This window comes from Sphingomonas kaistensis, assembly GCF_011927725.1.
Classification (GTDB): domain Bacteria; phylum Pseudomonadota; class Alphaproteobacteria; order Sphingomonadales; family Sphingomonadaceae; genus Sphingomicrobium; species Sphingomicrobium kaistense.
This window is the reverse complement of sequence record NZ_JAATJC010000001.1, coordinates 1,680,815-1,706,822: the sequence shown is the minus strand read 5'-3', so window position 1 is coordinate 1,706,822 and position 26,008 is coordinate 1,680,815. Positions and strand designations below refer to the sequence as shown.

The 26,008-nt window shown below is 67.5% G+C and carries 29 protein-coding genes; 22 read left to right on the top strand and 7 right to left on the bottom strand.

All coding sequences use genetic code 11. The features are described 5' to 3' along the window. Window positions 1-57 precede the first annotated feature (57 nt). The 9 genes from tsaB (at window position 58) to GGQ97_RS08315 (ending at window position 6,694) form a co-directional block, all read left to right on the top strand. Window positions 58-666 carry a tRNA (adenosine(37)-N6)-threonylcarbamoyltransferase complex dimerization subunit type 1 TsaB gene (tsaB, locus tag GGQ97_RS08355; protein WP_168068692.1) on the top strand — a complete coding sequence of 203 codons (609 nt, stop codon included), beginning with the start codon at window positions 58-60 and terminating at the stop codon, window positions 664-666. Continuing rightward, entirely contained in the window at window positions 663-1,139 is a 477-nt protein-coding gene (locus GGQ97_RS08350; RefSeq protein WP_168068690.1) for a GNAT family N-acetyltransferase, read from the top strand. Before tsaB ends, GGQ97_RS08350 begins: the two co-directional genes overlap by 4 nt. A 116-nt stretch (window positions 1,140-1,255) precedes the next feature. After that, complete coding sequence (locus GGQ97_RS08345; RefSeq protein WP_168068688.1) at window positions 1,256-1,684, top strand: Ros/MucR family transcriptional regulator; 429 nt, start codon at window positions 1,256-1,258, stop codon at window positions 1,682-1,684. 57 nt (window positions 1,685-1,741) lie between these two features. Next, window positions 1,742-2,164 carry a Fur family transcriptional regulator gene (locus GGQ97_RS08340; protein ID WP_168068686.1) on the top strand — a complete coding sequence of 141 codons (423 nt, stop codon included), beginning with the start codon at window positions 1,742-1,744 and terminating at the stop codon, window positions 2,162-2,164. An 18-nt stretch (window positions 2,165-2,182) separates the two neighbouring features. Beyond that, window positions 2,183-2,890: a 1-acyl-sn-glycerol-3-phosphate acyltransferase gene (locus GGQ97_RS08335; protein ID WP_168068684.1), complete on the top strand. Its 708-nt coding sequence runs from the start codon at window positions 2,183-2,185 to the stop codon at window positions 2,888-2,890. A 30-nt stretch (window positions 2,891-2,920) separates the two neighbouring features. Beyond that, window positions 2,921-4,240 (top strand): tRNA (N6-isopentenyl adenosine(37)-C2)-methylthiotransferase MiaB, encoded by a 1,320-nt coding sequence (miaB, locus tag GGQ97_RS08330; RefSeq protein WP_168068682.1) that lies wholly within the window; start codon window positions 2,921-2,923, stop codon window positions 4,238-4,240. 62 nt (window positions 4,241-4,302) lie between these two features. After that, a complete protein-coding gene (locus tag GGQ97_RS08325) occupies window positions 4,303-5,313 on the top strand; it encodes a PhoH family protein (protein WP_168068680.1) in 1,011 nt (336 codons plus the stop codon). Then, complete coding sequence (ybeY, locus tag GGQ97_RS08320) at window positions 5,310-5,816, top strand: rRNA maturation RNase YbeY (RefSeq protein WP_168068678.1); 507 nt, start codon at window positions 5,310-5,312, stop codon at window positions 5,814-5,816. The genes GGQ97_RS08325 and ybeY overlap by 4 nt, the downstream gene beginning before the upstream one ends. Next, window positions 5,816-6,694, top strand: a complete 879-nt coding sequence (locus GGQ97_RS08315) for a hemolysin family protein (protein WP_168068676.1) — start codon at window positions 5,816-5,818, stop codon at window positions 6,692-6,694. The genes ybeY and GGQ97_RS08315 overlap by 1 nt, the downstream gene beginning before the upstream one ends. Window positions 6,695-6,707: 13 nt before the next feature. Here GGQ97_RS08315 and GGQ97_RS08310 read toward each other — a convergent pair whose 3' ends face one another. Further along, window positions 6,708-7,007 (bottom strand): hypothetical protein, encoded by a 300-nt coding sequence (locus GGQ97_RS08310; RefSeq protein ID WP_168068674.1) that lies wholly within the window; start codon window positions 7,005-7,007, stop codon window positions 6,708-6,710. A 100-nt stretch (window positions 7,008-7,107) separates the two neighbouring features. After that, the gene (gene trmB / locus GGQ97_RS08305; protein WP_168068672.1) at window positions 7,108-7,806 is read right to left on the bottom strand and encodes a tRNA (guanine(46)-N(7))-methyltransferase TrmB; all 699 of its coding nucleotides are present in this window, start codon (window positions 7,804-7,806) and stop codon (window positions 7,108-7,110) included. Window positions 7,807-7,865: 59 nt separating this feature from the next. Between trmB and GGQ97_RS08300 the strand changes: the two genes are divergently transcribed. Next, window positions 7,866-8,393 (top strand): DUF2231 domain-containing protein, encoded by a 528-nt coding sequence (locus GGQ97_RS08300; RefSeq protein WP_168068670.1) that lies wholly within the window; start codon window positions 7,866-7,868, stop codon window positions 8,391-8,393. Window positions 8,394-8,454: 61 nt separating this feature from the next. Further along, window positions 8,455-8,715, top strand: a complete 261-nt coding sequence (locus GGQ97_RS08295) for a hypothetical protein (RefSeq protein WP_168068668.1) — start codon at window positions 8,455-8,457, stop codon at window positions 8,713-8,715. Here the strand turns inward: GGQ97_RS08295 and metK are convergent. Both metK and lnt read right to left on the bottom strand, forming a co-directional pair. Continuing rightward, complete coding sequence (gene metK / locus GGQ97_RS08290) at window positions 8,712-9,923, bottom strand: methionine adenosyltransferase (protein WP_168068667.1); 1,212 nt, start codon at window positions 9,921-9,923, stop codon at window positions 8,712-8,714. The two genes, GGQ97_RS08295 and metK, sit on opposite strands and share 4 nt — an antisense overlap. Before the next feature lie 47 nt (window positions 9,924-9,970). Next, window positions 9,971-11,518 carry an apolipoprotein N-acyltransferase gene (gene lnt / locus GGQ97_RS08285; RefSeq protein ID WP_342448488.1) on the bottom strand — a complete coding sequence of 516 codons (1,548 nt, stop codon included), beginning with the start codon at window positions 11,516-11,518 and terminating at the stop codon, window positions 9,971-9,973. Between the two features lie 99 nt (window positions 11,519-11,617). Here lnt and GGQ97_RS08280 point away from each other — a divergent pair, with 99 nt between their 5' ends. Further along, the gene (locus GGQ97_RS08280) at window positions 11,618-11,872 is read left to right on the top strand and encodes a CsbD family protein (protein WP_168068665.1); all 255 of its coding nucleotides are present in this window, start codon (window positions 11,618-11,620) and stop codon (window positions 11,870-11,872) included. Window positions 11,873-11,928: 56 nt separating this feature from the next. Here GGQ97_RS08280 and GGQ97_RS08275 read toward each other — a convergent pair whose 3' ends face one another. Beyond that, the gene (locus tag GGQ97_RS08275) at window positions 11,929-13,044 is read right to left on the bottom strand and encodes a PQQ-dependent sugar dehydrogenase (RefSeq protein ID WP_209022816.1); all 1,116 of its coding nucleotides are present in this window, start codon (window positions 13,042-13,044) and stop codon (window positions 11,929-11,931) included. A 74-nt stretch (window positions 13,045-13,118) separates the two neighbouring features. On the opposite strand from GGQ97_RS08275, the gene GGQ97_RS08270 reads away from it, so the two are divergent. Beyond that, complete coding sequence (locus GGQ97_RS08270) at window positions 13,119-14,165, top strand: 3-oxoacyl-[acyl-carrier-protein] synthase III C-terminal domain-containing protein (protein WP_168068663.1); 1,047 nt, start codon at window positions 13,119-13,121, stop codon at window positions 14,163-14,165. Then, entirely contained in the window at window positions 14,162-14,659 is a 498-nt protein-coding gene (locus GGQ97_RS08265) for an isoprenylcysteine carboxyl methyltransferase family protein (protein ID WP_168068662.1), read from the top strand. Before GGQ97_RS08270 ends, GGQ97_RS08265 begins: the two co-directional genes overlap by 4 nt. On the opposite strand, the gene GGQ97_RS08260 is transcribed toward GGQ97_RS08265, so the two are convergent. Both GGQ97_RS08260 and GGQ97_RS08255 read right to left on the bottom strand, forming a co-directional pair. After that, a complete protein-coding gene (locus GGQ97_RS08260; protein WP_168068660.1) occupies window positions 14,660-16,255 on the bottom strand; it encodes a hypothetical protein in 1,596 nt (531 codons plus the stop codon). It abuts the gene before it with no gap. Then, window positions 16,230-17,777, bottom strand: a complete 1,548-nt coding sequence (locus GGQ97_RS08255) for a hypothetical protein (RefSeq protein WP_168068658.1) — start codon at window positions 17,775-17,777, stop codon at window positions 16,230-16,232. Before GGQ97_RS08255 ends, GGQ97_RS08260 begins: the two co-directional genes overlap by 26 nt. Before the next feature lie 146 nt (window positions 17,778-17,923). On the opposite strand from GGQ97_RS08255, the gene GGQ97_RS08250 reads away from it, so the two are divergent. From GGQ97_RS08250 to GGQ97_RS08215, 8 genes are all read left to right on the top strand, one after another. Then, entirely contained in the window at window positions 17,924-18,739 is an 816-nt protein-coding gene (locus GGQ97_RS08250) for a glycosyltransferase (protein ID WP_168068656.1), read from the top strand. Further along, window positions 18,739-19,176 carry a GtrA family protein gene (locus GGQ97_RS08245; RefSeq protein WP_168068654.1) on the top strand — a complete coding sequence of 146 codons (438 nt, stop codon included), beginning with the start codon at window positions 18,739-18,741 and terminating at the stop codon, window positions 19,174-19,176. Before GGQ97_RS08250 ends, GGQ97_RS08245 begins: the two co-directional genes overlap by 1 nt. Window positions 19,177-19,296: 120 nt before the next feature. Continuing rightward, window positions 19,297-19,833, top strand: coding sequence for a ribosome maturation protein RimP (rimP, locus tag GGQ97_RS08240; RefSeq protein ID WP_168068653.1), 537 nt, complete (start codon window positions 19,297-19,299; stop codon window positions 19,831-19,833). Window positions 19,834-19,836: 3 nt separating this feature from the next. Beyond that, window positions 19,837-21,486, top strand: coding sequence for a transcription termination factor NusA (nusA, locus tag GGQ97_RS08235; RefSeq protein ID WP_168068651.1), 1,650 nt, complete (start codon window positions 19,837-19,839; stop codon window positions 21,484-21,486). After that, complete coding sequence (locus GGQ97_RS08230) at window positions 21,467-22,300, top strand: DUF448 domain-containing protein (protein WP_168068649.1); 834 nt, start codon at window positions 21,467-21,469, stop codon at window positions 22,298-22,300. Before nusA ends, GGQ97_RS08230 begins: the two co-directional genes overlap by 20 nt. 11 nt (window positions 22,301-22,311) lie before the next feature. Then, on the top strand, window positions 22,312-25,008 hold the full coding sequence (gene infB, locus GGQ97_RS08225) for a translation initiation factor IF-2 (RefSeq protein ID WP_168068648.1): 2,697 nt from the start codon (window positions 22,312-22,314) through the stop codon (window positions 25,006-25,008). A 36-nt stretch (window positions 25,009-25,044) separates the two neighbouring features. Next, complete coding sequence (gene rbfA, locus GGQ97_RS08220; protein ID WP_168068646.1) at window positions 25,045-25,437, top strand: 30S ribosome-binding factor RbfA; 393 nt, start codon at window positions 25,045-25,047, stop codon at window positions 25,435-25,437. Beyond that, window positions 25,434-25,976, top strand: coding sequence for a GNAT family N-acetyltransferase (locus GGQ97_RS08215; protein ID WP_342448487.1), 543 nt, complete (start codon window positions 25,434-25,436; stop codon window positions 25,974-25,976). Before rbfA ends, GGQ97_RS08215 begins: the two co-directional genes overlap by 4 nt. The last annotated feature ends 32 nt before the right edge of the window (window positions 25,977-26,008 follow it).

The window sequence follows — 26,008 nt, the reverse complement described above, 5'->3', positions numbered from 1 at the left end:
TGGGCCAAAAACCGCCAACTCTTGCTCTTGCCGCGCTTTCATGGCCCTATTCTGACGATGCTGCTCGCCCTCGACACCGCCACGCCCGCCTGCACCGCCGCGCTGTTCGACGCGGACGGAATGCTGCTGGCCCACGCCGACGAGGTGATGTCGCGGGGCCATGCCGAAAAGTTGATGCCGCTGCTCGACCGGCTGCTTGATGGGCGGCGGGCCGATGCGATCCTGGTCGGCTGCGGGCCCGGAAGCTTCACCGGTCTTCGCGTCGGAATCGCCGCCGCCCATGGGCTGGCGATCGGCTGGAACGTGCCGCTGACCGGACTGTCGACGCTCGCCCTGATCGCCGCCGGCGTGCCCGGCGATGGCCCGGTCGCGGTGGCACTGACCGGCGGGCATGGCGAATTGTTCGTGCAGCAGTTCGACCGTGATCCGATGGTTGCCGTGGCCCCGGTCGTGAGCCTGTCGCCCGCTGCCGCCGCAGCCGTGATCGACGCCCACTTGGTCGCCGGTTCGGGCGCCGCCGCGCTGGTCGCCGCGCGCGGCTTCGGGCAGGCGGTCGATGCGCTGCCTTCCGCCGCGGCGGCGCTTTGGCTTCCCCCTTCCCTGCGCACCCTTGCGGCACGCCCCGTCTACGCTCGCGCCCCCGATGCGAAGCCGAAGGCGGCATGAGCAGTACGGCCCCCGGGCAGCTCCTCGTCGAACGCGGAAGCGGGGACGACCTGGACGCGGTCATGGCGGTGATGTGTTCGGCGTTCGACCCCTCGTTCGGCGAAGCGTGGACACGGGCCCAATGCGCCGGGATCCTGCCGATGGCCGGAGTGACCCTGATGGTCGCCCGCAAGGACGGCGATGCAGTCGGGTTCAGCCTTGCCAGGCGGATCCTCGACGAGGCCGAACTGCTGCTGATCGCGGTCCGTCCCGATCACGCCCGAAGCCGCGTCGGCAGCGCCTTGCTGCAACGCTTCGTGGCGGACCAGAAGATGGCCGGGGCCCGTCATCTTCACCTCGAAGTCCGGGACGGCAATCCGGCAGTCCGCCTGTATCTCGACAACGGGTTCGCGGTGGCCGGTCGTCGAAGCAGTTATTATCGCGGCACAAATGGCGACAGGTTCGACGCGTTGACGATGACGCTCGAGGTATGAACAGCTCAGGTCAACGCACAATGTGGTGACACTTGTTATTCAAGCGTAACCAATGATATTGTTCAGTTGCTTTCTGAGACCGTGCCGAATTGCGGTCCCCTAGCGGGAGACTAAGAATGATTGACGACGAACACAGCGCAGAAACCCTGATCACCTTGACCGCCGACATCGTCGCGGCTCACGTCAGCAACAACAGCGTGTCGGTCAACGACCTGCCGCAGTTGATCCAGAACGTTCATGGCGCGCTGTCGGGACTGGGCGGCAAGCCGGCCGAGCCCGAAGTGAAGCTCGAGCCCAAGGTTCCGATCCGCTCCTCGGTCAAGCCCGACTATCTGGTCTGCCTGGAAGACGGCAAGAAGCTCAAGATGCTGAAGCGCCACTTGATGACGCATTACAGCATGACCCCCGACCAGTATCGCCAGAAGTGGGGCCTTGCCGCCGACTATCCGATGGTCGCCCCCAATTATGCCGAGCAGCGGCGGACGCTGGCCAAGAGCATTGGCCTTGGCACCAAGCGCAAGCGCGGCACCCGCGCCGCCAAGTAACCGGTTGATCGGAGGCGGGGCCTAGACGCCCCGCCTCCGCTCCCTTAATCCGCCTCCATGCACCGCAACATCGACATCGAAGCGCTCTGCGCCGAAAAAGGGCTGCGGATCACCGAACAGCGCCGGACCATCGCCCGCATCATCTCGGAAAGCGCCGATCATCCGGATGTCGAAACCCTGCACGAGCGGGCCTCGGCGATCGATCCGAACATCTCCATCGCCACCGTTTACCGTACCGTCCGCCTGTTCGAGGAAGCCGGGATCCTCGAGCGGCACGAGTTCGGCAACGGCCGCTCGCGCTACGAAGCGGTGAGCGAGGAACATCACGACCACCTGATCGACGTCGAAAGCGGCAAGGTCGTCGAATTCCACGACGAGGAACTCGAATTGCTCAAGGCCCGGGTCGCCGAGCGGCTTGGCTTCAAGCTCGTCGACCATCGCCTGGAATTGTACGGCGTCCCGCTTGAGCGCGACCGCTAGGCCCGTCTTCGCCGCACGGTGAAGCTGCGGGCGCTCCTTCGGCTGCTCGCCATCGTCCTGCTGTTCGTCGCCTGCGCGAGCATCCACCTGGTCGTTCGCAACTTCGGCGCGTCGCCATGGCCGCGCCGGTTCCTGCGCGGCACCGGCTGGATCGCGGGCGCACGGGTCAGCGCGGTCGGCCCCCGGCCCCGCGGTGGCACGCTGATCGTCGCCAACCACGTCAGCTGGCTCGACATTCCGATGCTTGCGGGGGCGACCGACTGCGCCTTCGTGGCCAAGGACAATCTTGGCGACCAGCCCTTCATGCGCTGGCTGTGCGAGGAGAATGGCACCGTCTTCGTCGAGCGCGACCGCCGGGGCTCGGTGGGTGAGCAGCTGGCGGCGATGGAGGCAGCGGTCCGCAGTCACAAGCCCCTGTGCCTGTTCCCCGAAGGCACCGTCAGCGACGGCACCGCCCTGTTGCCGTTCCGCTCGAGCCTGCTCAAGCTTGCCGAGGATCCTTTGCTCACCGTCCAGCCGGTGGCGATCGACTATGGCGGTGACGCGCCGGAGTTCGGCTGGCCCGCGGGCGAGACGGGGAAGGCCAACTTCATTCGCCTGCTCGGCCGCAGGGGGACGGTCGCCGTTACCCTTCGCTTCCTCGACCCCCTCGCCCCGGGGCAGGATCGCAAGGCGCTGACCAGCCAGTCTCGGGCGTCAATCGCTTCCTCCCTTCGGCTGGCCTAGCTTGCCCGCGCGGCGTATAGGCGCGGCGCCATGACCGCCCCCCGCACCTTCGCCATCAAGTCCTTCGGCTGCCAGATGAATGTCTACGACGGCGAGCGGATGGCCGAACTGCTCGGTGCCGAGGGAATGACCCCCGCCGCCTCGGGTGCCGAGGCGGACGTCGTGGTCCTCAACACCTGCCACATCCGCGAAAAGGCCGCGGAAAAAGCCTATAGCGAAGTCGGCCGCCTGCGCCGCGAGGATGGCACCCGGCCGGTGATCGCGCTGGCCGGCTGCGTCGCGCAGGCCGAGGGTGCGGAGGCCAAACGTCGGTCGAAGGCGATCGACCTCGTGGTCGGTCCGCAAGCCTATCACCGCCTGCCGCAGATGCTTCGCGAGGTCGAGGCGGGCGCCCGCCCGGTCGATACCGACCTGCCGCCGCTCGACAAGTTCGCCGCCCTCCCACGCCGCCGCCGCGCCGGCGTTTCGGCCTTTCTGTCGGTGCAGGAAGGGTGCGACAAATTCTGCACTTATTGCGTGGTGCCCTATACGCGCGGCGCCGAGGTCAGCCGGCCGCTTGGCGACCTCCTCGACGAGGCGGCGCAGCTGGTCGAGGGCGGAACGCGCGAGCTCACCCTGCTTGGGCAGAACGTCAACGCATGGGAGGACGGCAGCGAGACGCTTGCGACCCTGATCCGCCGCCTTGCACCGCTGCCGGGGCTGGAGCGGATCCGCTACACCACCTCGCACCCGATCAACATGGCCGATGACCTCATCGCCGCCCATGCCGAGGTGCCCGAGCTGATGCCCTACCTCCACCTCCCCGTGCAGGCCGGCAGCGACCGCATCCTCAAGGCCATGAACCGCCATCATACGGCGGCCGACTATCTGGCGGTCATCGCCAGGGTCCGCGCCGCCAACCCCGCGATCGCGCTGTCGGGCGATTTCATCGTCGGTTTCCCTGGCGAAACCGAGGAGGATTTCGCCGCGACGCTGCAAATCGTCGAGCAGGTCGGCTACGCCTCGGCCTTCACCTTCAAGTACAGCGCCCGCCCCGGCACGCCGGCAGCAACGATGGGCGATCAGGTGCCCGAGGCCGTCAAGGACGAACGGCTGCAGCGGCTGCAGGCGCTGGTCATGGAGCAGAGCCGCCGCTTCAACGCCTCCAAGGTCGGCACCGAAACCCGCATCCTAGTCGACCGCGTCGGCCGCAAGCCGGGGCAGATGATCGGCAAGTCCCCGTGGCTGCAATCGGTGTTCGTCGATACCGACGCACAAATCGGCGACATGATCGACGTCCGGCTGACCGCCGCGCTTCCCAACAGCCTGGCGGGTGAGCTTATCGCGCGAAACAGCAAACAGGCCGCGTGACTCTGCCGCAGCACGCACTACATTCGGGAACGATGACGCACCCTATGGCTTCAAGCCGCTAGATGCCCAAGCGCCCCGACCTCCGCGCCGTGGACGACCCCACCCGCGCCCGCCTCGAGATTGAGTTCGAGCAGCCCTACCTGCTCGGGCCGCTATTCGGTGAGTATGACCGCCACCTGGTGGCGATCGAGGACCGGCTCGGCGTGAATATCGCCGCGCGCGGCACCCGCGTGCAGATCGAGGGCGAGCCCGACAGCGCGGCCCGCGCCAAGGAAGTGCTGGTCGACCTCTACAGCCGTCTCGACGCCGGACAGGACGTCGATCTTGCAGTGGTCGAAAGCGTGATCGGCATGGGCGCCCAGCGCCAGCTCGACGGGATCGTGCCCGACGCCGATGCGCCGGCCGCCAATCCCAACCGCGTGATGATCCGCACCCGCAAGAAGACCATCGTCCCGCGCTCGACCATCCAGACCGCCTACATGGAGGCGCTGGCCCGCGACGACATGATCTTCGCGCTCGGGCCGGCGGGCACGGGCAAGACCTATCTCGCGGTGGCGCAGGCGGTGTCGATGCTGATCGGCGGGCAGGTCGACCGGCTGATCCTGTCGCGTCCTGCGGTGGAGGCCGGCGAACGGCTCGGCTTCCTGCCCGGCGACATGAAGGAGAAGGTCGATCCCTATCTCCGCCCGCTTTACGACGCGCTCTACGACATGCTTCCGACCGAACAGGTCGAGCGGCGGATCGCGTCCGGCGAGATCGAGATCGCGCCGATCGCCTTCATGCGCGGCCGGACGCTGAGCGACGCCTTCATCATCCTCGACGAAGCGCAGAACACCACGCCGCAGCAGATGAAGATGTTCCTCACCCGCTTCGGCATGCGCAGCAGGATGGTGATCTGCGGCGATCCCAACCAGACCGACTTGCCGCGGGGCGTGGAGAGCGGGCTGGCCGACGCGGTCACCAAGCTCGAAGGCATTCCGCGGCTCGCGACGGTGCGGTTCAGCGCTGCCGACGTGGTCCGCCATCCGCTGGTCGGCCGAATCGTCGAAGCTTATGAGGGACCCGGGAATTGAGCCTCGACATCAGCCTCGACGCCGACGACGACTGGGACAGTAGCACCGACTGGGCGCGGCTCGCCGAAGCCGCGGCCCGGGCCGCCATCGCCGAAAGCGCCTTTCCCGGTCTGGTCCAGGCCGCGCGCCCGGTCGAGCTGTCGATCGTCCTGACCAGCGACGAGGAAGTGCAGGCCCTCAACGCCGAGTGGCGCGGCAAGGACAAGCCGACCAACGTCCTGTCCTTCCCGCAGGCCGAACCCGAGGAACTGGACGGAGCCGGTACGCCCGGCCCCGAACTGATGCTCGGCGACATCGTCCTGGCCCGCGCGACCTGCGCCCGCGAAGCCGCGGAGAAGGCGCTGCCCCTGCCCGATCATGCCGCCCACCTGCTGGTGCATGGCACCCTTCATCTGCTTGGTTACGATCACATGGACGACGACACCGCCGAAGACATGGAAGCCCGCGAGGTGCGCGCACTCGCCCGGCTCGGGCTGTCCAACCCTTATGAGGTGGCCGCCTGATGGCCACCCAGCCCGACACTGGTTCGCGCCTGTGGCGCGGCCTTCGCAGCCTGATGTTCGGCGACGATGGCGAAACCACGCTGCGCGACCAGATCGAGGAAGCGATCGACGACGCCGAGGACGACAAGCAGAAGCAGGGCGACCTCAGCCCGCTCGAGCGGCAGATGCTCAAGAATCTGCTTCATTTCGGCGACCGGACCGCCGGCGACATCTGCGTCACGCGGGGCGAGATCATCTCGGCGAAGCACGGCAGCAGCATGGAGGAACTGGCCGCCATTTTCGCCGAAGCGGGCCACAGCCGCCTGCCGATTACCGGCGAAAGCCTCGATGAGATCATCGGGATGGTCCACATCAAGGACGTCTTCAACGCTTACTTCGACGCCACCGAGCGCAAGAGCGTCGAGGAGATCATGCGGCTGCCGCTCTACGTTCCCGAGAGCATGGGAGTGCTCGACCTGCTCGCCCGGATGCGGGCCGAGCGGATCCACCTGGCGGTGGTGATCGACGAATTCGGCGGAACCGAGGGGCTGGTCACCATCGAGGACGTGGTCGAGGAGATCGTCGGTGACATCGCCGATGAGCATGACGAGGAGGAGCAGCCCTTGCTCGCCCGGCTCGACGATGGCCTGTGGGAAGCCGACGCGCGGCTCGAGCTCGACGAGCTTGCCGACGCGGTCGACGCCCGCCTGATCGCCGAGGACGACGAGGTCGATACGCTGGGCGGGCTGGCCTTCCTGCTTGCCGGGCGGATCCTGGAGCCGGGCGAGAGCATTGCCCACCCGAGCGGCTGGCGGCTGGAATCGGTCGAGGCCGACGAGCGCAAGATGATCCGGCTTCGCCTGCACGCACCCGAAGGCGCCGAGCTGGCCGACGCGTGACGCAGCGAGCCGGCTAGGCCGGCGACGGCGGCGTCCGGAGGTCCCGGCAGGTCAGCAAGTCGAGTTCGGGATGGCCGGACGGCGGCAGTGGCTCGACGCCGCTTCGTGCCGCCGCGCAGGCCGCCTGCGCCGGGAACGGCCCGGCGCGGATCAGGTCCGCGAGAGATCCGCCGCGGTGCTCGAGGAGATACCAGCCCGGCCCGGTCCAGCGCGCGGCCGATCCACTCCGCTGACGGTCGTCCTGCAAGGCGGCCGCAGGCATGCTGGCGCCCGCGGCGAAGCCGAGCAGGCAGAAGCGTTGCATGGGGCTCATCGAGGGCGTCTCCGGTTCGCGGGCGAAGGAACGACGCACAAGCGCTGGTCAGGCGCGCGGCGATGGTGCCCCACCCCGCCGCGGCGCGCAAGCCGCGAGCCTAGCGGCGGCGGTAGCGCAGATAATAGGGCCGCCGTCCCTCGCGCCGGCTCTTCGCGCCATAGCGGGTCTCGATCCACCCGGAAGGCGGGTCGAGGAAGTCGGACGGCGTCTCGGCCAGCCACTCGAACTGCTCGATATGGCGCTGCATGATCATCAGCGTCCATTCGAGATAGACCGGGTGATCGGTCGCGATGCGCAGCTCGCCGCCGGGCTTGAGCTTGGCCGCGAACAGGTCGACCGGGCCGTCGTTGACCATCCGCCGCTTGGCGTGGCGCGCCTTGGGCCAGGGATCGGGATGGAGCAGGTAGAGCATCAGCAGGCTTTCGTCGGGCACCCGGCGCAGCACTTCCAGCGCATCGTTCATGTGCAGGCGCACGTTGCGCAGCGGCCCGTCGCGGACATGGCCGAGCGCGGTGGCGACGCCGTTGAGGAACGGCTCGCAGCCGACGAAGCCGTGGTCCGGCAGCAGGTCGGCGCGATAGGCGAGATGTTCGCCCGAACCGAAGCCGATTTCGAAGTGCATCGGCCGGTCGTCGCCGAACAAGGTCTGCGCGCTGATCTCGCCCTCGGCCGGCACACTGATTTCGGGCAGCAGCCGGTCGATCAGCTCCTGCTGGCCCTGCCGAAGCTTGTGGCCGCTGGAACGGCCGTACAGACGATTGAGGGTGGTCGGATCACCGGACTTGAACGCGGTCATGGACCTGCCTTTACTCGCCCGCGTTCAGGCGGCAACAGGCGAGGGACGAAGGAAGCGCAATGAACGGTGATAATCCCCGAAGCACGGCGCAACTCGGCGGCCATCCGATCCATCCGCTGCTGATCCCCTTTCCCATCGTCAGCTTCATCGGCGTGCTGGTCACCGACATTATGTGGCTGACCACCCGGGAGGGCGGATGGGCGACGGCGAGCAACTGGCTGCTCGGCGCCGGGCTGCTGACGTCGCTGCTGGCCGCGGCCGCGGGCATGGCCGATTACCTCGGCGACGACCGGGTCAAGCGGATTGGCGCCGCGACCCGGCACATGATCGCCAACATCGTGGTGATGACGCTGGAAGCGGTGAACCTCGTCGCGCGGCTGACCGGTGGCACCGACCAGGTCGGCACGCTGGGCGTGTGGCTCAGCCTCGCGAGCGTTGCGATCCTTGCCTATTCGGGATGGCTTGGCGGCGAGCTCGTCTACAAGCACCGGGTCGGGGTGCAGGACCGCGGCGACCATGAGGGCGGCGGTACCGGGCCGCAGGATCAGCTGGCGGCGGACCGCAAGTTCAGCCGCGACCGCCGCTAAGCGCTGCCCGGGTCTTTAGGCCACGTCGGCCCCCGAAGCGCGCGCGCTTCGTTAGGGGGGTATGAGCTTCACTCAACTTTCGCCGCCCCTTCCCCTCCACGTCACGGATCGCGGCAAGGGCCAGGCCATGGCGGTGATCGACTATGGCCCCGAATTCGACCTGTTGTGGGTAGTCGCCATGGACGAAGGCGGCGAGATCTGGTGCGTCCCCAACCCGCAGGTCCGGATGCAGGCGAACTGGTCGCTCGGCCGCAGCCGCGCGCCGACACCGGGGCTCGGCAAGCTCGCCCCGGTGCCGTCGGTCGGCAAGCCCGCCGCTTAGGCGACCAGCGCCTTCAGCTCGTCGCCAAGGTCGGTCTTCTCCCACGGGAACAGCCCGCCCTCGGCCTTGCGGCCGAAGTGCCCGTAGGCGGCGGTCGAAGCGTAGATCGGCTGGTTGAGGCCAAGCGCGGTGCGGATGCCGCGCGGGGTCAGGCGACCAAGCCGCTCCATCTTGCCGATCGCCTGCTCCAGCCTGTCGTCGCCGACGGTGCCGGTGCCGTGGGTGTCGACGTAGAGCGACAGCGGCTCGGACACGCCGATTGCGTAGGACAGCTGGATGGTGCAGCGGGTGGCGAGGCCGGCCGCGACGATGTTCTTGGCGAGGTAACGCGCGACATAGGCGGCCGAGCGATCGACCTTGGTCGGGTCCTTGCCGGAGAAGGCGCCGCCGCCGTGCGGGGCCGCGCCGCCGTAGGTGTCGACGATGATCTTGCGCCCGGTCAGGCCCGAATCGCCGTCAGGACCGCCGATCTCGAAGCTGCCGGTCGGGTTGATGTGGTAGACGGTTTCGTCGCTCAGCAGGCTGGCCGGGATCACCGAGGCGATGGCGTCGCGGACATAGGCCTTGAGCTCGGCTTCGTGCTCGCCCTCGTCATAGCCCTTCTTGTGCTGGGTCGAGACGACGATCGCGGTGGCGGCGACCGGCTTGCCATTCTCGAACCGCAGCGTGACCTGGCTCTTGGCGTCCGGCTCGAGGAACGGCGCGGCGCCCGAATGGCGGTCGGCGGCGAGCTTCTCGAGGATCTTGTGGCTGTAGTCGAGCGTCGCCGGCATGAGGTCGGGCGTCTCGTCGCAGGCGAAACCGAACATGATGCCTTGGTCGCCCGCGCCCTCGTCCTTGTTGCCGCTGGCGTCGACGCCCTGCGCGATGTGCGCCGACTGCGGGTGGAGATTGTTCTCGAAGCGCAGCTTCTCCCAGTGGAAGCCTTCCTGCTCGTAGCCGATCTTCTTCACGGTCGCGCGGACGACCTGTTCGATCTCCTGCTCGATGCCGGGCGCCCAATTGCCCGCTTCGTCCATGATCCCGCGCCCACGAATCTCACCGGCAAGGACCACGAGGTTGGTGGTGGTCAGCGTCTCGCACGCGACGCGCGCTTCCGGATCCTTGGACAGGAACAGGTCGACGATGGCGTCGCTGATCTGGTCGGCGACCTTGTCGGGATGGCCTTCGGACACGGATTCGGAGGTGAAGAGATAGGACTGGCGCATGGGACTCCGGTGCGTCTGGGAGCGGATATAAGGATATAAAGATAGCTTTATATGTGCCGCCTGTAGCGTCCTCGCGCGTCCATGCCAACCGCGAACAGCAGGAGCAGGAAGGCAAGGCCCAGGGGAATGAGGTTGCCGAACCGCGAAAAGGACGTCGGCGGCCCCGGCAGCGGCAGCCTGGCGTCGATCACCCCGGCGGTACGCCACGGCAGGCTGGCAAGCACCGTCCCGTTCGCGTCGACCACGGCGCTGATCCCGGTCGGGGTGGAGCGGATCACCGGAATCCTTTCCTCCGCGGCGCGCAGCCGGGCCTGGGCGAGATGCTGGGGTGGCCCCCAGCTTCCGAACCACGCGTCGTTGGAGGGATTGAACAGGAAATCGGGGCGGTGGTCCGGATCGATCACCTGGCCGGAGAAGATGATCTCGTAGCAGATCTGCAGTCCCATCGTGCCCCAGCCGGGCAGCGCCAGGTTGCGCGGGCCGGGACCGGACAGCGTGTCGCCGACCCCCGGCGCAAGCTGCGACAGCCCGATTGCCGACAGGATCGGCCGCATCGGCAGATATTCGCCGTAGGGCACCAGATGGGCCTTGTCGTAGCGGCCGAGGATCCGGCCGTCGGCGGTGATCGGCATCACGCTGTTGGTGCTTCCGACCAGATTGGCCTGGCCGTCGACCACCAGGGTGAAGGCACCGGTTACGAGGAGATCGGAGCCTGGACGAAGCACCTGTCCGGCGCGTTTCGCGGGCGGCAATTCGGCGGTCCGGCGGGGCGGCGGCGGGCCTTCGAGCTGGAAGGCGACGGGAACCGCGACTTCGGGCCACAGCAGAAGGGTCGGATCGGCGCCTGGCTTGAGGGTCGACAGGCTGGTGAGCCGGCGGAAGGCTTCTTCCTCCAGCCCTTCGCGCCACTTGTCTTCCTGCCCGATGTTGGGCTGGACCACGCGGATCGCCTTGCCGCCGGCGACCTGCGGCGCGGCCGAGGGCAGCCAACCGAGCAGACCGAGTCCGAGCAGCGCGACCGCGATCACGGCCGCGCTTCGCCGTGCCTTTGCAAAGGCGAGGAACAGCGCTCCGCCCAGCGCCACCACCAGCATCGACAAGCCGTAGGTGCCGATCCCCGCCGCGGTGCCGCGCCAGAAGGTGTCGAGGAGGCTGACCCCGACCGGGTTCCAGGCGAAGCCGGTGAACATGGTGGCGCGCAGCCACTCGCCGAGCGCCCATCCTCCGGTGAGCGCGAATGCGAGCGCGAGCGGCGAGCGTTGCCCGAAGCGCCACGCGAGCCCGGCCGCGAGCGCCGGATAGACCGCGAGGTAGAGGCTGAGCAGGAACACCGCGAGCCAGCCGAGCCAGGCCGGCATCGCCGCCTGATAGGTGAAGGCGGTGGCGATCCAGTTGAGGCCGAGCATGAATTGCCCGGCGCCGAACAGCCAGCCGGTCAGGAGCGCCCTGCCCATGCTTCCGCTGCGCGAGATCAGCATGGCCAGCGCCGCGAAGGCGAGCGGCATCAGCGGCCACAGGCCGACCGGCTCGAACGCAAGCGCCGAAGCAAGTCCGAGCGGAAAGGCGGCGAGGAGGTGGGAGGTCCGGAAAGTCACTGCCGGGTCTTTGGCAGATGATGACCCACCTGCAAACATGAGCGGCACTTGCACGGCGGTCGCGCGTTACAACCGCAACCCCGTTTCTGGAGAAACAACATGAACATCGACACGATCGCTGGCGAAGCCACGCGCACCAAGGGTGATTTCAAGGCCGGCCTCGGCGACGTCACCGGCGATCCCAAGCTGCAGCAGGACGGCGCCACCGACCAGCTGTCGGGAGAATTGCGCAAGGGCATCGGCCAGGTGCGCGACTTCGTGAAAAACAACAAGGCCGCCAGCTACACCGCCGCCGGCATCTTCGGCCTTGCGCTGCTGAACAGCCTGCGCGGCAAGCGTACCAAAAACGCCTAACCGCGCTTCGCAACGAAAAGGGGGCGGCTCCACGCGGGGCCGCCCCCTTTTTCGTGTCAGGCCGGTGTCAGCCGCAGCAGGCGGCCGCTGTCCTCCAGCAGGTAGACTTCGCCCTTCGGCCCCTGCTCCACCTCGCGGATGCGCTCCATCTTCCAGCGATCCGCCTTGCTCGCCTGGTCGCCGTTGACGTCGATGCGGATCAGCGATTCGCCCGACAGACCGCCCATCAGGATGTCGCCCTTCCACTGCGGGAACAGGTCGCCCGAATAGACGATCAGGCCGGCCGGCGAGATGCTGGGATTCCACCACACCTTGGGCGCCTCGAACTCGGGCCGGGTCGGATGGTCGGGAATGTCCCCGCCGCCGTAATTGGAGCCGTTGGACACCACCGGCCAGCCATAATTCTTGCCAGCCACGATGAGGTTGACCTCGTCGCCGCCCTGCGGACCCATCTCATGCTCCCACAGGCGCCCGTCGGGGGCGAAGGCGATGCCGAGCAGGTTGCGGTGGCCGATCGAATAGAATTGCGCCTGCACGCCGCCCTTCGCCGCCCACGGGTTACCGGGGAACGGCTGCCCTTCCGGAGTCAGCCGGAGAACCTTGCCGAGATTGCCGGTGGTTTCCTGCGCCGGCTGGAATTTCTGCCGGTCGCCTGAGGTGACGTACATCGCGCCGTCCGGCCCGAAGGCGATGCGGTGCGAGAAATGGCCGTTGCCGCTGACCTTGGGCGCCTGCCGCCAGACGATCTTGAAGTCCTGAAGCGCGTAGGCACCGGCATTGGCGACCAGCCGGCCGTAGCCGACCACCGCGCCGCTGGTCTCGCCAGCGCCGCCCTCGACGAAGCTGAGGTAGATGCGGTTCTGCGGGCCGACCACCACGTCACCGAGGCCGCCCTGCCCGGCGACCTTGACCGCCGGCACGCCCGACACCGCGGTCTTCGCGCCCGTGTCCGCATTGACGACCCACAGGCGGCCGTCCTTTTCGCTGACCAGCGCGTCGCGCCCGCCGGGAAGAAACGCCATCGCCCACGGCGTGTCGAAGCTCGCCACCGGCGTGACCTTGAACGGCTGGCTTCCTTCCGCCGGCTGGTCCTGGGCCGGAACGGCGGCCGTCCCGCACGAGGAAAGTGCTAGACCAAAGGCCATCACGCCATGAAGAGTACCAAATCGCATCCTTAAACCTCCTAGGCGAGTTACATCACAACATTCTGTAGCCCGCGTCCCCGATATAGGAAGCACCGACCTTAGTGCAGCCAGTCACCCTACTCAGCCTCGCCACTGCCGTTCCCCCGCACCGCATCAGCCAGGCTGAAGCCAAGGACATCGGCCGCGACCTCTTTGCCGGGCGCAAGGCGCTCTACGACCGACTGTCGGGCGTGTTCGACAACGCCGGGATCGAGGGGCGCAACCTCGTCGCTCCGCTTAACTGGTATGCGGGCGATCACGGCTGGCAATCGCGCAACGACCTCTACCTCGACGCCTCCGAGCGGATGTTCGAGGAGGCGGCGGTGGGCGCGCTCGACCGGGCCGGCCTGGCCCCGGCCGACATCGACGGCATTGTATTCGTCTCGACCACCGGCATCGCCACCCCCAGCCTCGAAGCGCGGGTCGCACCCCGCCTTGGCTTTCGGGACGACGTCCGCCGGGTGCCGGTGTTCGGCCTTGGCTGCGCGGGCGGGATCAGCGGACTGGCCACCGCAGCCCGCCTCGCCGCCGCCGATCCCGGGACCCGCTGGCTGTTCGTCAGCGTGGAGACCTGCTCGATCTCGATCCGGCTCGACACCGACGATCCCGCCGCGCTGGTCGCGACCGCGCTGTTCGGCGACGGCGCGGCGGCTGCGATCGTTTCCACTGCCGGCGACGGGCCCGCCACCATTGGCGCGGCGGGCGAGCGGCTGTGGCCCGACACGCTCGGCATCATGGGCTGGCGGGTCGAGGACCCCGGCCTCGCCGTCGTGTTCGACCGCGCCATTCCGCCCTTCGTCACCGCTGAGCTGGCAGGCGCGATCGACGGCATTCTCGGCGACATGGGCCTCGCCCGCGGCGACATCGACCGGCTCTGCTCCCACCCCGGCGGGGCCAAGGTGATCACCGCCATCGAAGCCGCGATGGACCTGCCCGAAGGCACCCTCGACCTCGAGCGCGAAGTGCTGCGCGACCATGGCAACATGAGCGCGCCGACCGTGCTATTCGTCGCCGAGCGGCTGCTTGCGCGCGGTCTTCCGCAGCGAACGCTGATGACCGCCTTCGGCCCCGGCTTCACCTGCGCCGCGCTGACCCTGAACCGGGCATGAGCGATCCGCACTGGCCGGCCTACGCCATCCTGTTCTTCGTGCTGCTGCAGCGGCTGTCCGAATTGCAGATCGCCCGCGCCAACACCGCCCGCTTGCTCGCAGCCGGGGCCTATGAGCATGCGCCCGGCCACTATCCCCTGATCGTCGCGGTCCACGCCGGCTGGCTCGCCACCCTGTTCTGGCTCGCCCCGGGGCGCGACATTCACTGGCTGCTGTTCGGGCTGTTCCTGTTGCTCCAGGCCGGTCGCCTGTGGGTGCTTCGGACGCTGGGCCCGCGCTGGACCACGCGGATCATCGTCTTGCCGGGCGCCCCGCTGGTCACCGGCGGGCCGTTCCGCTTCGTCCGCCACCCCAATTACTTGGTGGTGATCGGCGAGATCGCCGTGCTCCCGCTGGTGTTCGGGCTGTGGCAGGTGGCGCTGGTCTTTTCGATCCTCAACGCCATCGTCCTCACCATCCGCATCCGCGCCGAAATGGGCGCGCTCGGCGGCTGATCAGCGCGGATAGCGATAGACGTCATATTCCTCGTCGGTCTGCGCAGGACGCAGGCTGGCGAGCGGGCGGGTCGCAGCAAGGAAGCGGGCGCGGCCCTCGGGAGTGATCGTCGTGCGGTTCTGGAACATCATCTGGAAGTCGCCGTCCTCCCCGATCGGCCGCTGCAGCGCGATCACCACCGCACGGCCGGTGCGGGCGTTGAGCAGCCTGGCGTCGGCCAGGATGTCGTCCAGGGTCAGGTCGCCGCGCCCGTCCTTGCTGAACGGTGCCCAGGTGCCGAAGCGCGATTGCCGCAGCAGCCACAAGGGCTGTCCATCGCGGTAATAGACCCCCGCCTCCCCGACCATGTCCGGATCGACGATCAGCACCGCGTCGCGCAGGCCGGGCCGGTTCATCAGCGCCGCCAGATCGGCGGAGCGGCTGTAGGGAACACCCATCACCGCTTCCGCAACCGGCTTGCGGATCAGAGTGACGACCTGGACCGCAAGCAGCAGGACCAGCATCCACTTGCCGATCGGCACCGCCTTCGACCGCCAGTGGCTCGCCGGCAACCTTTCTTCCCCGCCCTCGCTGGCGACAATCCAGGCCAGGGCCAGCAGGAACATTAGGAACAAGGCGATGTGCCTGAGATAGGCCATGTAAATGAAGAAAAAGAAGAATTTGAGCGCGAAGAACGCCAATACCGCAACCGCCAAAGCACGCGTGTGGCGGGCGAAGGTGAACAGGCTGCCGGTGATCAGGATCAGGCTGATGGTCTGCGCCGGCCACGGAATGCCAAGGTCACGCACGAAGGTCTTCTGGTGGAAGATGGCGCGAACCACGTTCCAGGCGGTGAGCGGGCGCTTGTCCAGCCCGACGGCGGCATCGTTGAAGGGCGGATAGACGGTCAGGAACGACGCCAATGCCCCGCCTGCGGCAATCACCGCATTGGCACCGAGCCTGATCCATTCACCCCGCCGCTCGGCCGGAGAGGTTCCGAGCACCTCGAGCGCGCGAAACAGGAACAGCGCACCGGCGAGGACCAGTGCCGGCACGTTGACGTTGGCGAGGAGGAACAACAGCAGCCCGAACCACAGGCTGTCCTTGATCCGTTCCCACCACGCCGCGATCACGAACATCAGCAGCGCCGCAATGCCGTAATTGCGGGCGATGACGGTGTAATCCATCACGAAGAAGGCGCCGAACAGGGTGACGAACAGCACCCCGAGGCGAAATGGCGCCTTGAGCGCGAACAGCGCCGCGGCAAGAAACCCGATCAGTAGCCCGGCACCGCTCAGCACCTCGCGCGCGCCGCCGGTCAGGACGTGCCCGGCGCGCAGGATCAGGTACCACAGGCTCGGGTGCCCCTCCCCGCGCAAGCCGCGAAGCATGTCGACCACCGTGTCGCCGCCGATCGCAAAGGCATAAGCGCGGGCCTCGTCGCGCCAGACGACGTGCAGCGAGGCGAGCCAGCCGACCAGCAGCACCCAGGCGCCGAGCAGGACCAGGCGTTGCCACAGGGGAAGAATGCCGCGCGGGGCCAGCAGCGGCTCGCGCTTGATCGCACCCCAGCTGCTTCCGGTCACAGTCTCAGCGGGGGTAGATATAAACGTCATACTCCTCGTCGCCCCCGCCCCGCCGCAGCGAAGCCACCTTGCGCGTCGCCGCCTTGAAGCGGTCGACACTGCCGGGCGTCAGCAACGTGTAGTCCTTGTACATCATGTCGTAGGCACCCGACCGGGTCTTCTCAAGATCGAGCGCCAGGGCGATCACGACCGGCCGCCCGGTCCGCGCGCTGACTGCCTGCGCCTGTTGCAGCAGCCGGTCGAGCGTCAGCCGCTTGTTGCCGGACAGCGACAAGGGCGTGATCCGGCCCGGGCGGTCCTGGCGGATCAGCCAGTAGGGCCGGTCGGTCTGATAGACGACCGATTCGCCCATCGTGTCGGGGTCGATCATCAGCATCGCGCCGCGAAGCTCGGGCCGGGCCATGATCCGGGCAAGGTCGGCGGCGTGCGAATAGGGTCTGCCGGAGATCAGGTTCTCGATCGGGTAGCGCAGGTAGCGCGTGGTCTGCATCGCCATCAGGATGGTGAAGGCGGTGGTTCCGACCATCAGCGCCAGCCGCGGCTTTTCAGTCTTCCACTCGCGGACCCAGCCCTTGTCGGCCTCGATCCAGGCCAGCGCGATCATGAAGATGAAGAACAAGGACGAATGTCGGTAGTAGCCGGGATAGACGAAGAAGAAGAACAGCTTGAGGCAGACCAGCGCCAGGAGGGCGGTGGCCAGCGCCTTGCGGCGGTCGAGGAAGATCAGCAGGCTGAGGAAGACCACCAACGGCCCGAACAAGGACCCGCTGCCGAAGCCGATCGCCATGAACGATCGCACCGAGGTGAACAGCGCCCCGAACAGATTGAGCCATGTGAACGGCACTGCGGCGGCATTGGCCGCGCCGTCGTTGGCGGGCGGATAGACCGCGAGGAAGCAGAGCAAGGTGCCGACCAGCAGCAACACCACGTTGAGGATCCAGCGCCGCCATTCGGGGGCCTTCAGGCTGGGCTGTGCCTCGTACAGTTCGATCATGCGATAGAAGGCGAAGCTGCCGGCGAGGAAGACGCTCGGCACGTTGGTATTGCAGAGCAGGACAAGCAGCACGCCGAGCCACAGGCTGTCCCGGATCCGCGGCCAGAAGGCAGCGATCACCAGCATGATCAGCGCGGAGATGCCGTAGTTGCGGGCCAGCACCGCATATTCGAAGCCGAGGTGCAGGCTGAAGATCAGCAGCGCCAGCATGCCGATCCGGAACGGTCCGCAAAGCACCAGCAGCGCGACCGCCGCGATCCCGATCACGAGGCCCGTCACCCGCAGCACCTCTGGCGCTCCGAACAGGTCGTGCCCGGCGCGCAGCAGGATGTACCACAGGAAGGGGTGGCCCTCGCCCTGGACGGCGCGGAACATCTCGGGCCATGACCCGCCCATCAGAGTCAGCGACCAGGCCCGCGCCTCGTCGCGCCACGGCACGTGGTTGACCGCGATGGCGAGGGTGATTGCCAGCCAGACGAGGAACAGGATCCACCGAATCCGGCGATTTTCCGAAGTGGCCCGCTCCGCCAGCAGCGGCTGTCGGAGCCACCCATCCACTCTGCCCGTCACGCTTTCCCCACCCGTAGCCGCCCCATCGGCCTGCCGCTCTTCCCAACCTAGCGCTTTTCTTGCAAGCGTTTACGCTTCCATTAACCTTCCTGCGCGATGGTTACGGCCCGCACGAGGTTCAGGAGACAGTTTTCGTGATCAATGGGAAGAGGGTAGCCGTCGTCCTTCCGGCCTACAACGCTGACCGGACCCTGGAGCGGACCTACAACGAGATCGACTTCACCATCGTCGACGATGTGATCCTGGTCGACGATTGCAGCAAGGACCGCACCTCGGCCCTTGCCCGCGAACTCGGCATCTTTACCGCCACCCACAAGGACAATCGCGGCTACGGCGGCAATCAGAAGACCTGCTACACCATCGCGCTGGAGCGCGGCGCCGACATCGTCATCATGCTCCACCCCGATTACCAGTACAGCCCCAAGCTGGTCCCGGCGATGGCGGGCATGATCGCGTCTGGCCATTACGACGCGGTGTTCGCCTCGCGAATCCTCGGCAACGGCGCGCTGGCGGGCGGAATGCCGCTCTACAAATATGTCGCCAACCGCTGCCTGACCGCGCTGCAGAACCTGCTGATGGGCGCCAAGCTGTCGGAATATCACACCGGCTATCGGGCGTGGAGCCGCGACGTGCTGGAAACGCTCGCGCTTCCGGCCTGTTCGGACGACTTCGTGTTCGACAACCAGATGATCGCGCAGACGATGTGGAAGGATTTCCAGATCGGCGAGATCAGCTGCCCCACCCGTTATTTCGAGGAAGCCTCGAGCATCAATTTCCGCCGCAGCTGCACCTACGGCTTCGGCGTGCTCGGCACCGCCTTCCTGTATCGCCTGTGCAAGATGGGCCTGACCTCGTCCGAGCTGTTCACCAGCAAGGAACGCCTGCCCAAGTCGGTCAGCGCCGGTCGCACCATCGCGGCTCCGGCAGCAATGGTCGCTGAGGACGCTTGATGCTTCGACCATTGATGGCCGGTCATGCGCGACGGGCACAGGCATTGCTCGCCCACCCCGCCTCGCGCCAGCTGATCCGCTACATCATCGCCGGCCTGCTGGTGACCTGGTTTGCGGCGACCATCTACTCGGTTCTGGTGTCGAGACACATCAGCCCATACCTCGCCAACGTCGGAAGCACGGCGGGCGGACTTCTCGCCGGCTACACCATCCACAGCCGGTGGAGCTTCAAGGACGGCCGCAAGGACAGCGAGACGTTCCAGCTCGGCCGATTCCTCGCGGCTTCCGGCGTGGCGTTCGGGATCAATACCTTCTGGATCTGGCTGACAGTGAAGCAGTTCGGCCTGTCGTCCTATGCCCCGGTACCGCTGATGATGGCGGCCACCCCCATCCTCAGCTTCCTCCTCAACCGCTACTGGGTGTTCAAGGCGCACTGAGACGGTTGCGCCGGCGACGGCTTGCTCCTATAAAGAGCCTTCCTCCTCACATCGTTGATGCTGGCGAGGCCGCCCGGGTTCCCGCGGCGGTCCGAGGGGGCTTGAACATCCGGGAGCCGCATGAACCAAAAGCTTCACGACCTGATCGAAACCGAGGCCAATGCGCTCGGCTTCGACCTCGTGCGCGTGGCCATGATCGGCGGCAAGTCCGATCCGACGCTCCAGATCATGGCCGAGCGGCCGGACACCCGCCAGCTCACCATCGCTGATTGCGAGGCGCTTTCGCGGCGTGTGTCGGAGCGACTCGATGCGCTTGAAGCGGCGGGCGAGGACCCGATCGACGACGCTTACCGGCTCGAGGTCAGCTCGCCCGGCATCGACCGCCCGCTGACCCGGCTCAAGGATTACAGCGACTGGCAAGGCCACGAGGCGCGCCTGAAGCTCGCCCGCGAAGTCGAGGGCGCCAAGCAGGTGACCGGGGACATCCTCGCGGTCGACGGCGACGTCGTCTCGATCTCGGGCTCGCAGGGCGACCGCCGCATCCCGTTCGATGCCATCCATTCGGCCAAGCTGCTGCTGACCGACCGCCTGATCGCCGCTACCCAGCCGCTCTCGACCGAGGGCGCCGACGAACTAGAACCCCAAGAGGAAGAGTAAGACATGGCTACCGCCGCTCCTGCCGCTGCAACGGCCAACCGCGCCGAGCTGCTCGCCATCGCCGACAGCGTCGCGCGCGAGAAGCTGATCGATCGCGGCATCGTCATCGAGGCGATGGAAGACGCGATCCAGCGCGCCGCCCGCGCCCGCTACGGCCAGGAGAACGACATCCGCGCCAAGCTCGACCCGCAGTCGGGCGACCTCCGCCTGTGGCGCGTCGTCGAGGTGGTCGAGGAAGCGCCTGAGGATTATTACAAGCAGATCGACCTCAAGGGCGCGCAGAAGCTCAAGGCCGATGCCGCCGTGGGCGACTTCATCGTCGATCCGCTGCCCCCGATCGAATTCGGCCGCATCGCCGCCCAGGCCGCCAAGCAGGTCATCTTTCAGAAGGTCCGCGACGCCGAGCGCGAGCGCCAGTTCGAGGAATTCAAGGACCGCGTCGGCGAGATCATCACCGGTGTCGTCAAGCGGGTCGAATTCGGCCACGTGGTCGTCGACCTCGGCCGCGCCGAAGGCGTGATCCGCCGCGACGCGCAGATCCCCCGCGAAATGCACCGCGTCGGCGATCGCGTCCGCAGCCTGATCCTGCGCGTTGCCCGCGAAACCCGCGGCCCGCAGATCTTCCTCAGCCGCGCGCACCCCGACTTCATGAAGAAGCTGTTCGCGCAGGAAGTGCCGGAAATCTACGACGGCATCATCGAGATCAAGGCCGCCGCCCGCGATCCGGGCAGCCGCGCCAAGATCGGCGTCATCAGCTATGACAGCTCGATCGACCCGGTCGGCGCCTGCGTCGGCATGAAGGGCAGCCGCGTGCAGGCCGTCGTGCAGGAAATGCAGGGCGAGAAGATCGACATCATCCCGTGGAGCGAGGACACCGCGACCTTCGTCGTCAACGCGCTCCAGCCAGCCACCGTCGCCCGCGTCGTGATCGACGAGGAAGAAGGCCGGATCGAAGTGGTGGTCCCCGACGACCAGCTCAGCCTGGCAATCGGCCGCCGCGGCCAGAACGTCCGCCTCGCCTCGCAGCTGACAAGCTCGCAGATCGACATCCTGACCGAGGCCGACGCCTCCGAGAAGCGCCAGAAGGAGTTCATCGAGCGCTCCGAGATGTTCCAGAACGAACTGGACGTTGACGAGACGCTTGCTCAGCTGCTGGTCGCCGAAGGCTTCACCAGCCTTGAGGAAGTCGCCTACGTCGAAGCCGACGAAATCGCTTCGATCGAGGGCCTCGACGACGACATCGCGACCGAGCTGCAGGAGCGCGCCTCCGAAGCGCTGGAGCGCCGTGAGGCTGCTTCGCGCGAAGAACGCCGCGGCCTTGGCGTCGAGGACGCGCTGGCCGAACTGCCGCACCTCACCGAGCAGATGCTGGTGACGCTGGGCAAGGCCAAGATCCTGACCCTCGACGACCTTGCCGACCTGGCCACCGACGAACTCGTCCAGAAGAAGCGGCCCGAGCCGCGCCGCCGCGCCGAGAATGCGCCGCAGCGGGCCGAGGACAAGGGCGGGATCCTCGCCGAATACGGCCTGTCCGAAGAGCAGGGCAACGAGATCATCATGGCCGCCCGCGCCCACTGGTTCGAGGACGAAGCGACCGACGAGGCTTCCGAGCCCGCAAGCGAGGAGGCCGTTGATGCGGACACCTCGCAATGATCCGCTAGGCGCTCAAGCCACCGATGGCCCCGGGAGCCTTCCCGGGGTCGAGGACCCGTCGCCTGGACGTGCGTCGACCCCGCTCGGCACGGATGACGAGTCGCGCCCTGAGTATGAGGCCATCGAGGCCACCTCGGAGACCGAGTCTCGTCATTCGCCGCAGCGCACCTGCGTTCTCACCCGCCGGACCGCCGACAAGGCGGAGCTGATCCGTCTTGTCCTCGGACCCGACGGACAGGTCCATCCCGACGTCCGCGCCAAGGCGCCGGGACGCGGGGCATGGATCGGGGTCGGCAGGGAGGAGCTTGCGACTGCCCTCGCCAAGGGCAAGCTGCGCGGTGCCCTGTCACGCGCGTTCAAGACGCAGGCGCTCGAGATTGCGTCCGACCTTCCCGACCGCATCGAGCAGGCGCTCGCCCGCGCGACGCTTGACCGGCTGGGCATGGAGGCACGTTCAGGCACACTGATCACCGGCTCCGACCGGGTCGAACAGGCTGCACGCGGCGGCAAGGTCAGGGCCTTGCTCTATGCCGCCGATGCCGGCCCCGACGGGCGTCGCAAGCTCGACCAGGCATGGCGGGTCGGAGGCTCGGAAGAGCTGGGCCACCGGCACGGCTTGGAAATCCCGGTCGAACGCACCATCTTGAGCATGGCGCTGGGACGGGAAAATGTGGTACATGTGGCCCTGACCGACCCGGGAGCGGCCGCGCGCGTGCTTGCAGCACTGACCCGCTGGCGTGCTTTCATTGTAGGAACTGCTGGGCTAGGCCGCGGCGACGACGTCGTTGGTCAACCCCTTGCTGACGACGAGTAGATAAGGAATTTATGAGCGACCAGACCGACAAGCCGAAGCTGGGTACCCGGCCGCCGCTGGGCATCAAGCGTACGGTTGAGACTGGCAAGGTCAAGCAGAGCTTCAGCCATGGCCGCTCGAACACGGTAGTGGTCGAGGTCAAGAAGCGCCGCATCCTTGGCCGGCCGGGCGAAGCGCCCGTTGCCGCGCCCGAGCCCGAAGCCGCAGCGCCCGCCCCGGCCCCGGCCCGTCCGGCTGCGCCTGCTCCGGCTCCGGCCGCTCCCAAGCGGTCGAGCGCCGACGACATCACCGCCCGCAAGGAGATGGTGGCGCGGCAGATGCGCGAGGCCGAGGAAGCCCGCATGAGCGCGCTCGAGGATGCTCGCCGCCGTGAGGAGCAGGCCAAGCTCAACGCGACCGAGGACGAGAAGAAGCGCGCCGAGGACCGCCGCAAGGCTGAGGAAGACGCCGCCCGCCAGGCCGAGGAAGACGCCAAGCGCCGGATCGAGGAAGCCGCGCGCGCCGCCGACGAGGCTGATGCCGCGGCTACCGCAGCCGCCGCCGCCGAACCGGCTGCGACGCCCGCCGCCGAGCCTCAGGCACCGGCCCCCGAGGCCGCAGCGCCGCGTACGGTGGCGTCGCGTCCGGGCCAGATGTTCCAGCCGGTCCGCCGGCCTCCGCCTCCCCCTCCCCGGCCGCAACCCCAGGCGCAGGCCCAGCAGTCCGCACCGGCGCAGCAATCCGCTCCCGCCAGCGGTGGCGGCGGCAGCAGCGCTTCGCCGTCACGCCGTCCCGAACCGGCTCGTCCGGCACGTGCCGGCGCTGGTGCGCGCGGTGACGACCGTCGCCATTCGGGCAAGCTTACGGTCACCCGCGCCCTCGCCGGCGACGACGACCGCTCGCGCAGCCTCGCCGCCCTTCGCCGGGCGCGCGAAAAGGAAAAGCGTGCCTACGCCCAGTCCGGTCCGCGCGAGAAGCAGGTCCGCGACGTGGTGGTGCCCGACAGCATCACCGTCGGTGAGCTTGCCAACCGCATGGCCGAAAAGGCCGCCGACCTGGTCAAGGCACTGTTCAAGATGGGCACCCCGGTGACCGTCAACCAGAGCATCGACCAGGATACGGCAGAGCTGCTGGTCACCGAATTCGGGCACAACATCAAGCGCGTCAGCGACAGCGATATCGACATCGATACCGCCGCCGACGTCGATGCCGAGGCGACCCTCGTCGCGCGTCCGCCGGTGGTCACCATCATGGGCCACGTCGACCACGGCAAGACCTCGCTGCTCGATGCGCTGCGCGGTGCAAGCGTTGCCTCTGGCGAGGCCGGCGGCATCACCCAGCATATCGGCGCCTATCAGGTGAAGGTGCCGAGCGGCGACCTCATCACCTTCCTCGACACTCCCGGCCACGAAGCCTTTTCGGAGATGCGGGCACGCGGTGCCAATGTCACCGACATCGTGGTGCTGGTGGTCGCTGCCGACGACGGTCTGCGCCCGCAGACGGTGGAGGCGATCAACCACACCAAGGCGGCCGGCGTGCCGATGATCGTGGCGATCAACAAGATCGACAAGCCCGAGGCCAAGGCCCAGCGGGTCCGCGAGGAACTGCTGCAGCACGAGATCGTGGTTGAGCAGCTAGGCGGCGACGTCCAGGACGTCGAGGTGTCGGCGCTCAAAGGCACCAACCTCGACGGGCTGCTCGATGCCATCGCGCTGCAGGCCGAAATCCTCGAGCTCAAGGCCAATCCCGATCGCGCCGCCGAAGGCACGGTGATCGAGGCCAAGCTCGACAAGGGCCGCGGTCCGCTGGCGACCGTGCTGGTCCAGCGCGGAACGCTCAAGGTTGGCGACGTGCTGGTGGTCGGCGCCGCCTCGGGCAAGGTCCGGGCGATGACCGACGATCATGGCAAGCAGGTCAAGGTCGCCGGTCCCTCGATGCCGGTCGAGGTCCTCGGCCTCGGCTCGGTGCCGTCGGCGGGCGATCAGCTTACGGTTGTCGAGAACGAGGCGCGGGCCCGCGAAGTCGCGGCCTATCGCCAGGGTCTGCTCGACCGCAAGCGCACCACTGCGGCGCCGATGAGCCTCGAGAACATGTTCGCCAACAAGGCGTCCACCGTGATCGAGTTCCCGCTGGTGGTGAAGGCCGACGTGCAGGGCTCCGCCGAAGCGATCGTCAACGCGCTAAACCGCCTGTCGACCGACGAGATCAAGGTCCGCATCCTGAACTCGGGTGTCGGCGCGATCACCGAGAGCGACGTCACGCTGGCCTCGGCCACCGGCGCGCCGATCATCGGCTTCAACGTCCGTCCGAATGCCAAGGCGCGTGAAGTCGCGGCGCGGAACAAGACCGAGCTGCGCTATTACGACGTCATCTATCACCTGACCGACTGGGCCAAGGGTGCGATGGCGGGCGAGCTTGGGCCCGAGATCATCGAAACGGTCGTCGGCCGTGCCCGCGTGCAGGAAGTCTTCCCGGCCGGCAAGCGCGACAAGGCCGCCGGTCTGCTGGTTCTCGAAGGCACCATCCGCAAGGGCCTCCACGCCCGTCTCACCCGCGAGGACGTCATCGTCTCCAAGACGACGATCAGCTCGCTGCGTCGCTTCAAGGACGACGTGGCGCAGGTCATCGCCGGTCTGGAGTGTGGCGTGCTGCTGGCCGACACCAACGACATCAAGGCGGGCGACAACCTCGAAGTGTTCGAGGTTGAAGAGCGCGCCCGGACCCTCTGAGTCACACCCCTCCCGCGTGCGGGAGGGGACATTCTTATGAAGAAAACCGAGTCCTCCGAAGGCCGCTCCGTCCGCCTCCTTCGTGTCGGCGAGCAGGTGCGCCACGTGCTGAGCGAAGTGCTGGCGCGCGGCGACGTGCATGATGCCACGCTGCAGAGCCATCTCGTCAGCGTCACCGAGGTGCGGATGAGCCCGGACCTGCGCCACGCGACCGTCTTCGTGAAGCCACTGCTTGGGCAGGACGAGGAGGTGGTGCTGAAGGCGCTCCGCACCAACACCGCTTTCTTCCAAGGCGAAGTCGCGCGGCGGGTGAACACTAAATATGCCGCCAAGCTGAAATTCCTGGCGGACGAGAGTTTCGACGAGGGCGGCAAGATCGACAAGATCCTGCGCACCCCGCACGTCAGCCAAGACCTCACCGACGAGTGAGCGACCTCGCCGCGCCGATGACGGGCGACGGCTGCTCCGCCCTTCCCTTCACCGAGGATTATCGAGCGGCGCTCAAGGCCGCCTGCGCCGAGGATCGCGACATCTGGTCGATCTACTCGGTCGATTGCGGACCCGCCCATTTCGACGCCACGATCGACGCGCTGCTAGCCCGGCCGGACGCGGAAACCTTTGTCCTGTTCGATGGCGACGTCTTCGCCGGAATGTCGAGTTTTCTACGGATCGACCAGCGCCACCGCGTGCTGGAGATCGGGTTCACTTATTACCGCCCTGCCCTGCGCGGAACGGGATTCAACCGGCGGATCAAGAACATGATGATCTGCCGGGCCATCGCGTCCGGGTTTCGCAGGATCGAATTCCGGGTCGATGCCCGCAATCTCCGCTCGCAGGCGGCGGTCGCCAAGCTCGGCGCGACGCGCGAGGGCGTGCTGAGGGCCGACACGATCACCTGGACGGGCCATGTCCGCGACACCGTGATCTTCTCCCTTCTCGCCGGCGAATGGCTGGCCGAAAGCCCGTAAGGCACCCGCCCGCTCCCCTGCGTTGACCTGTC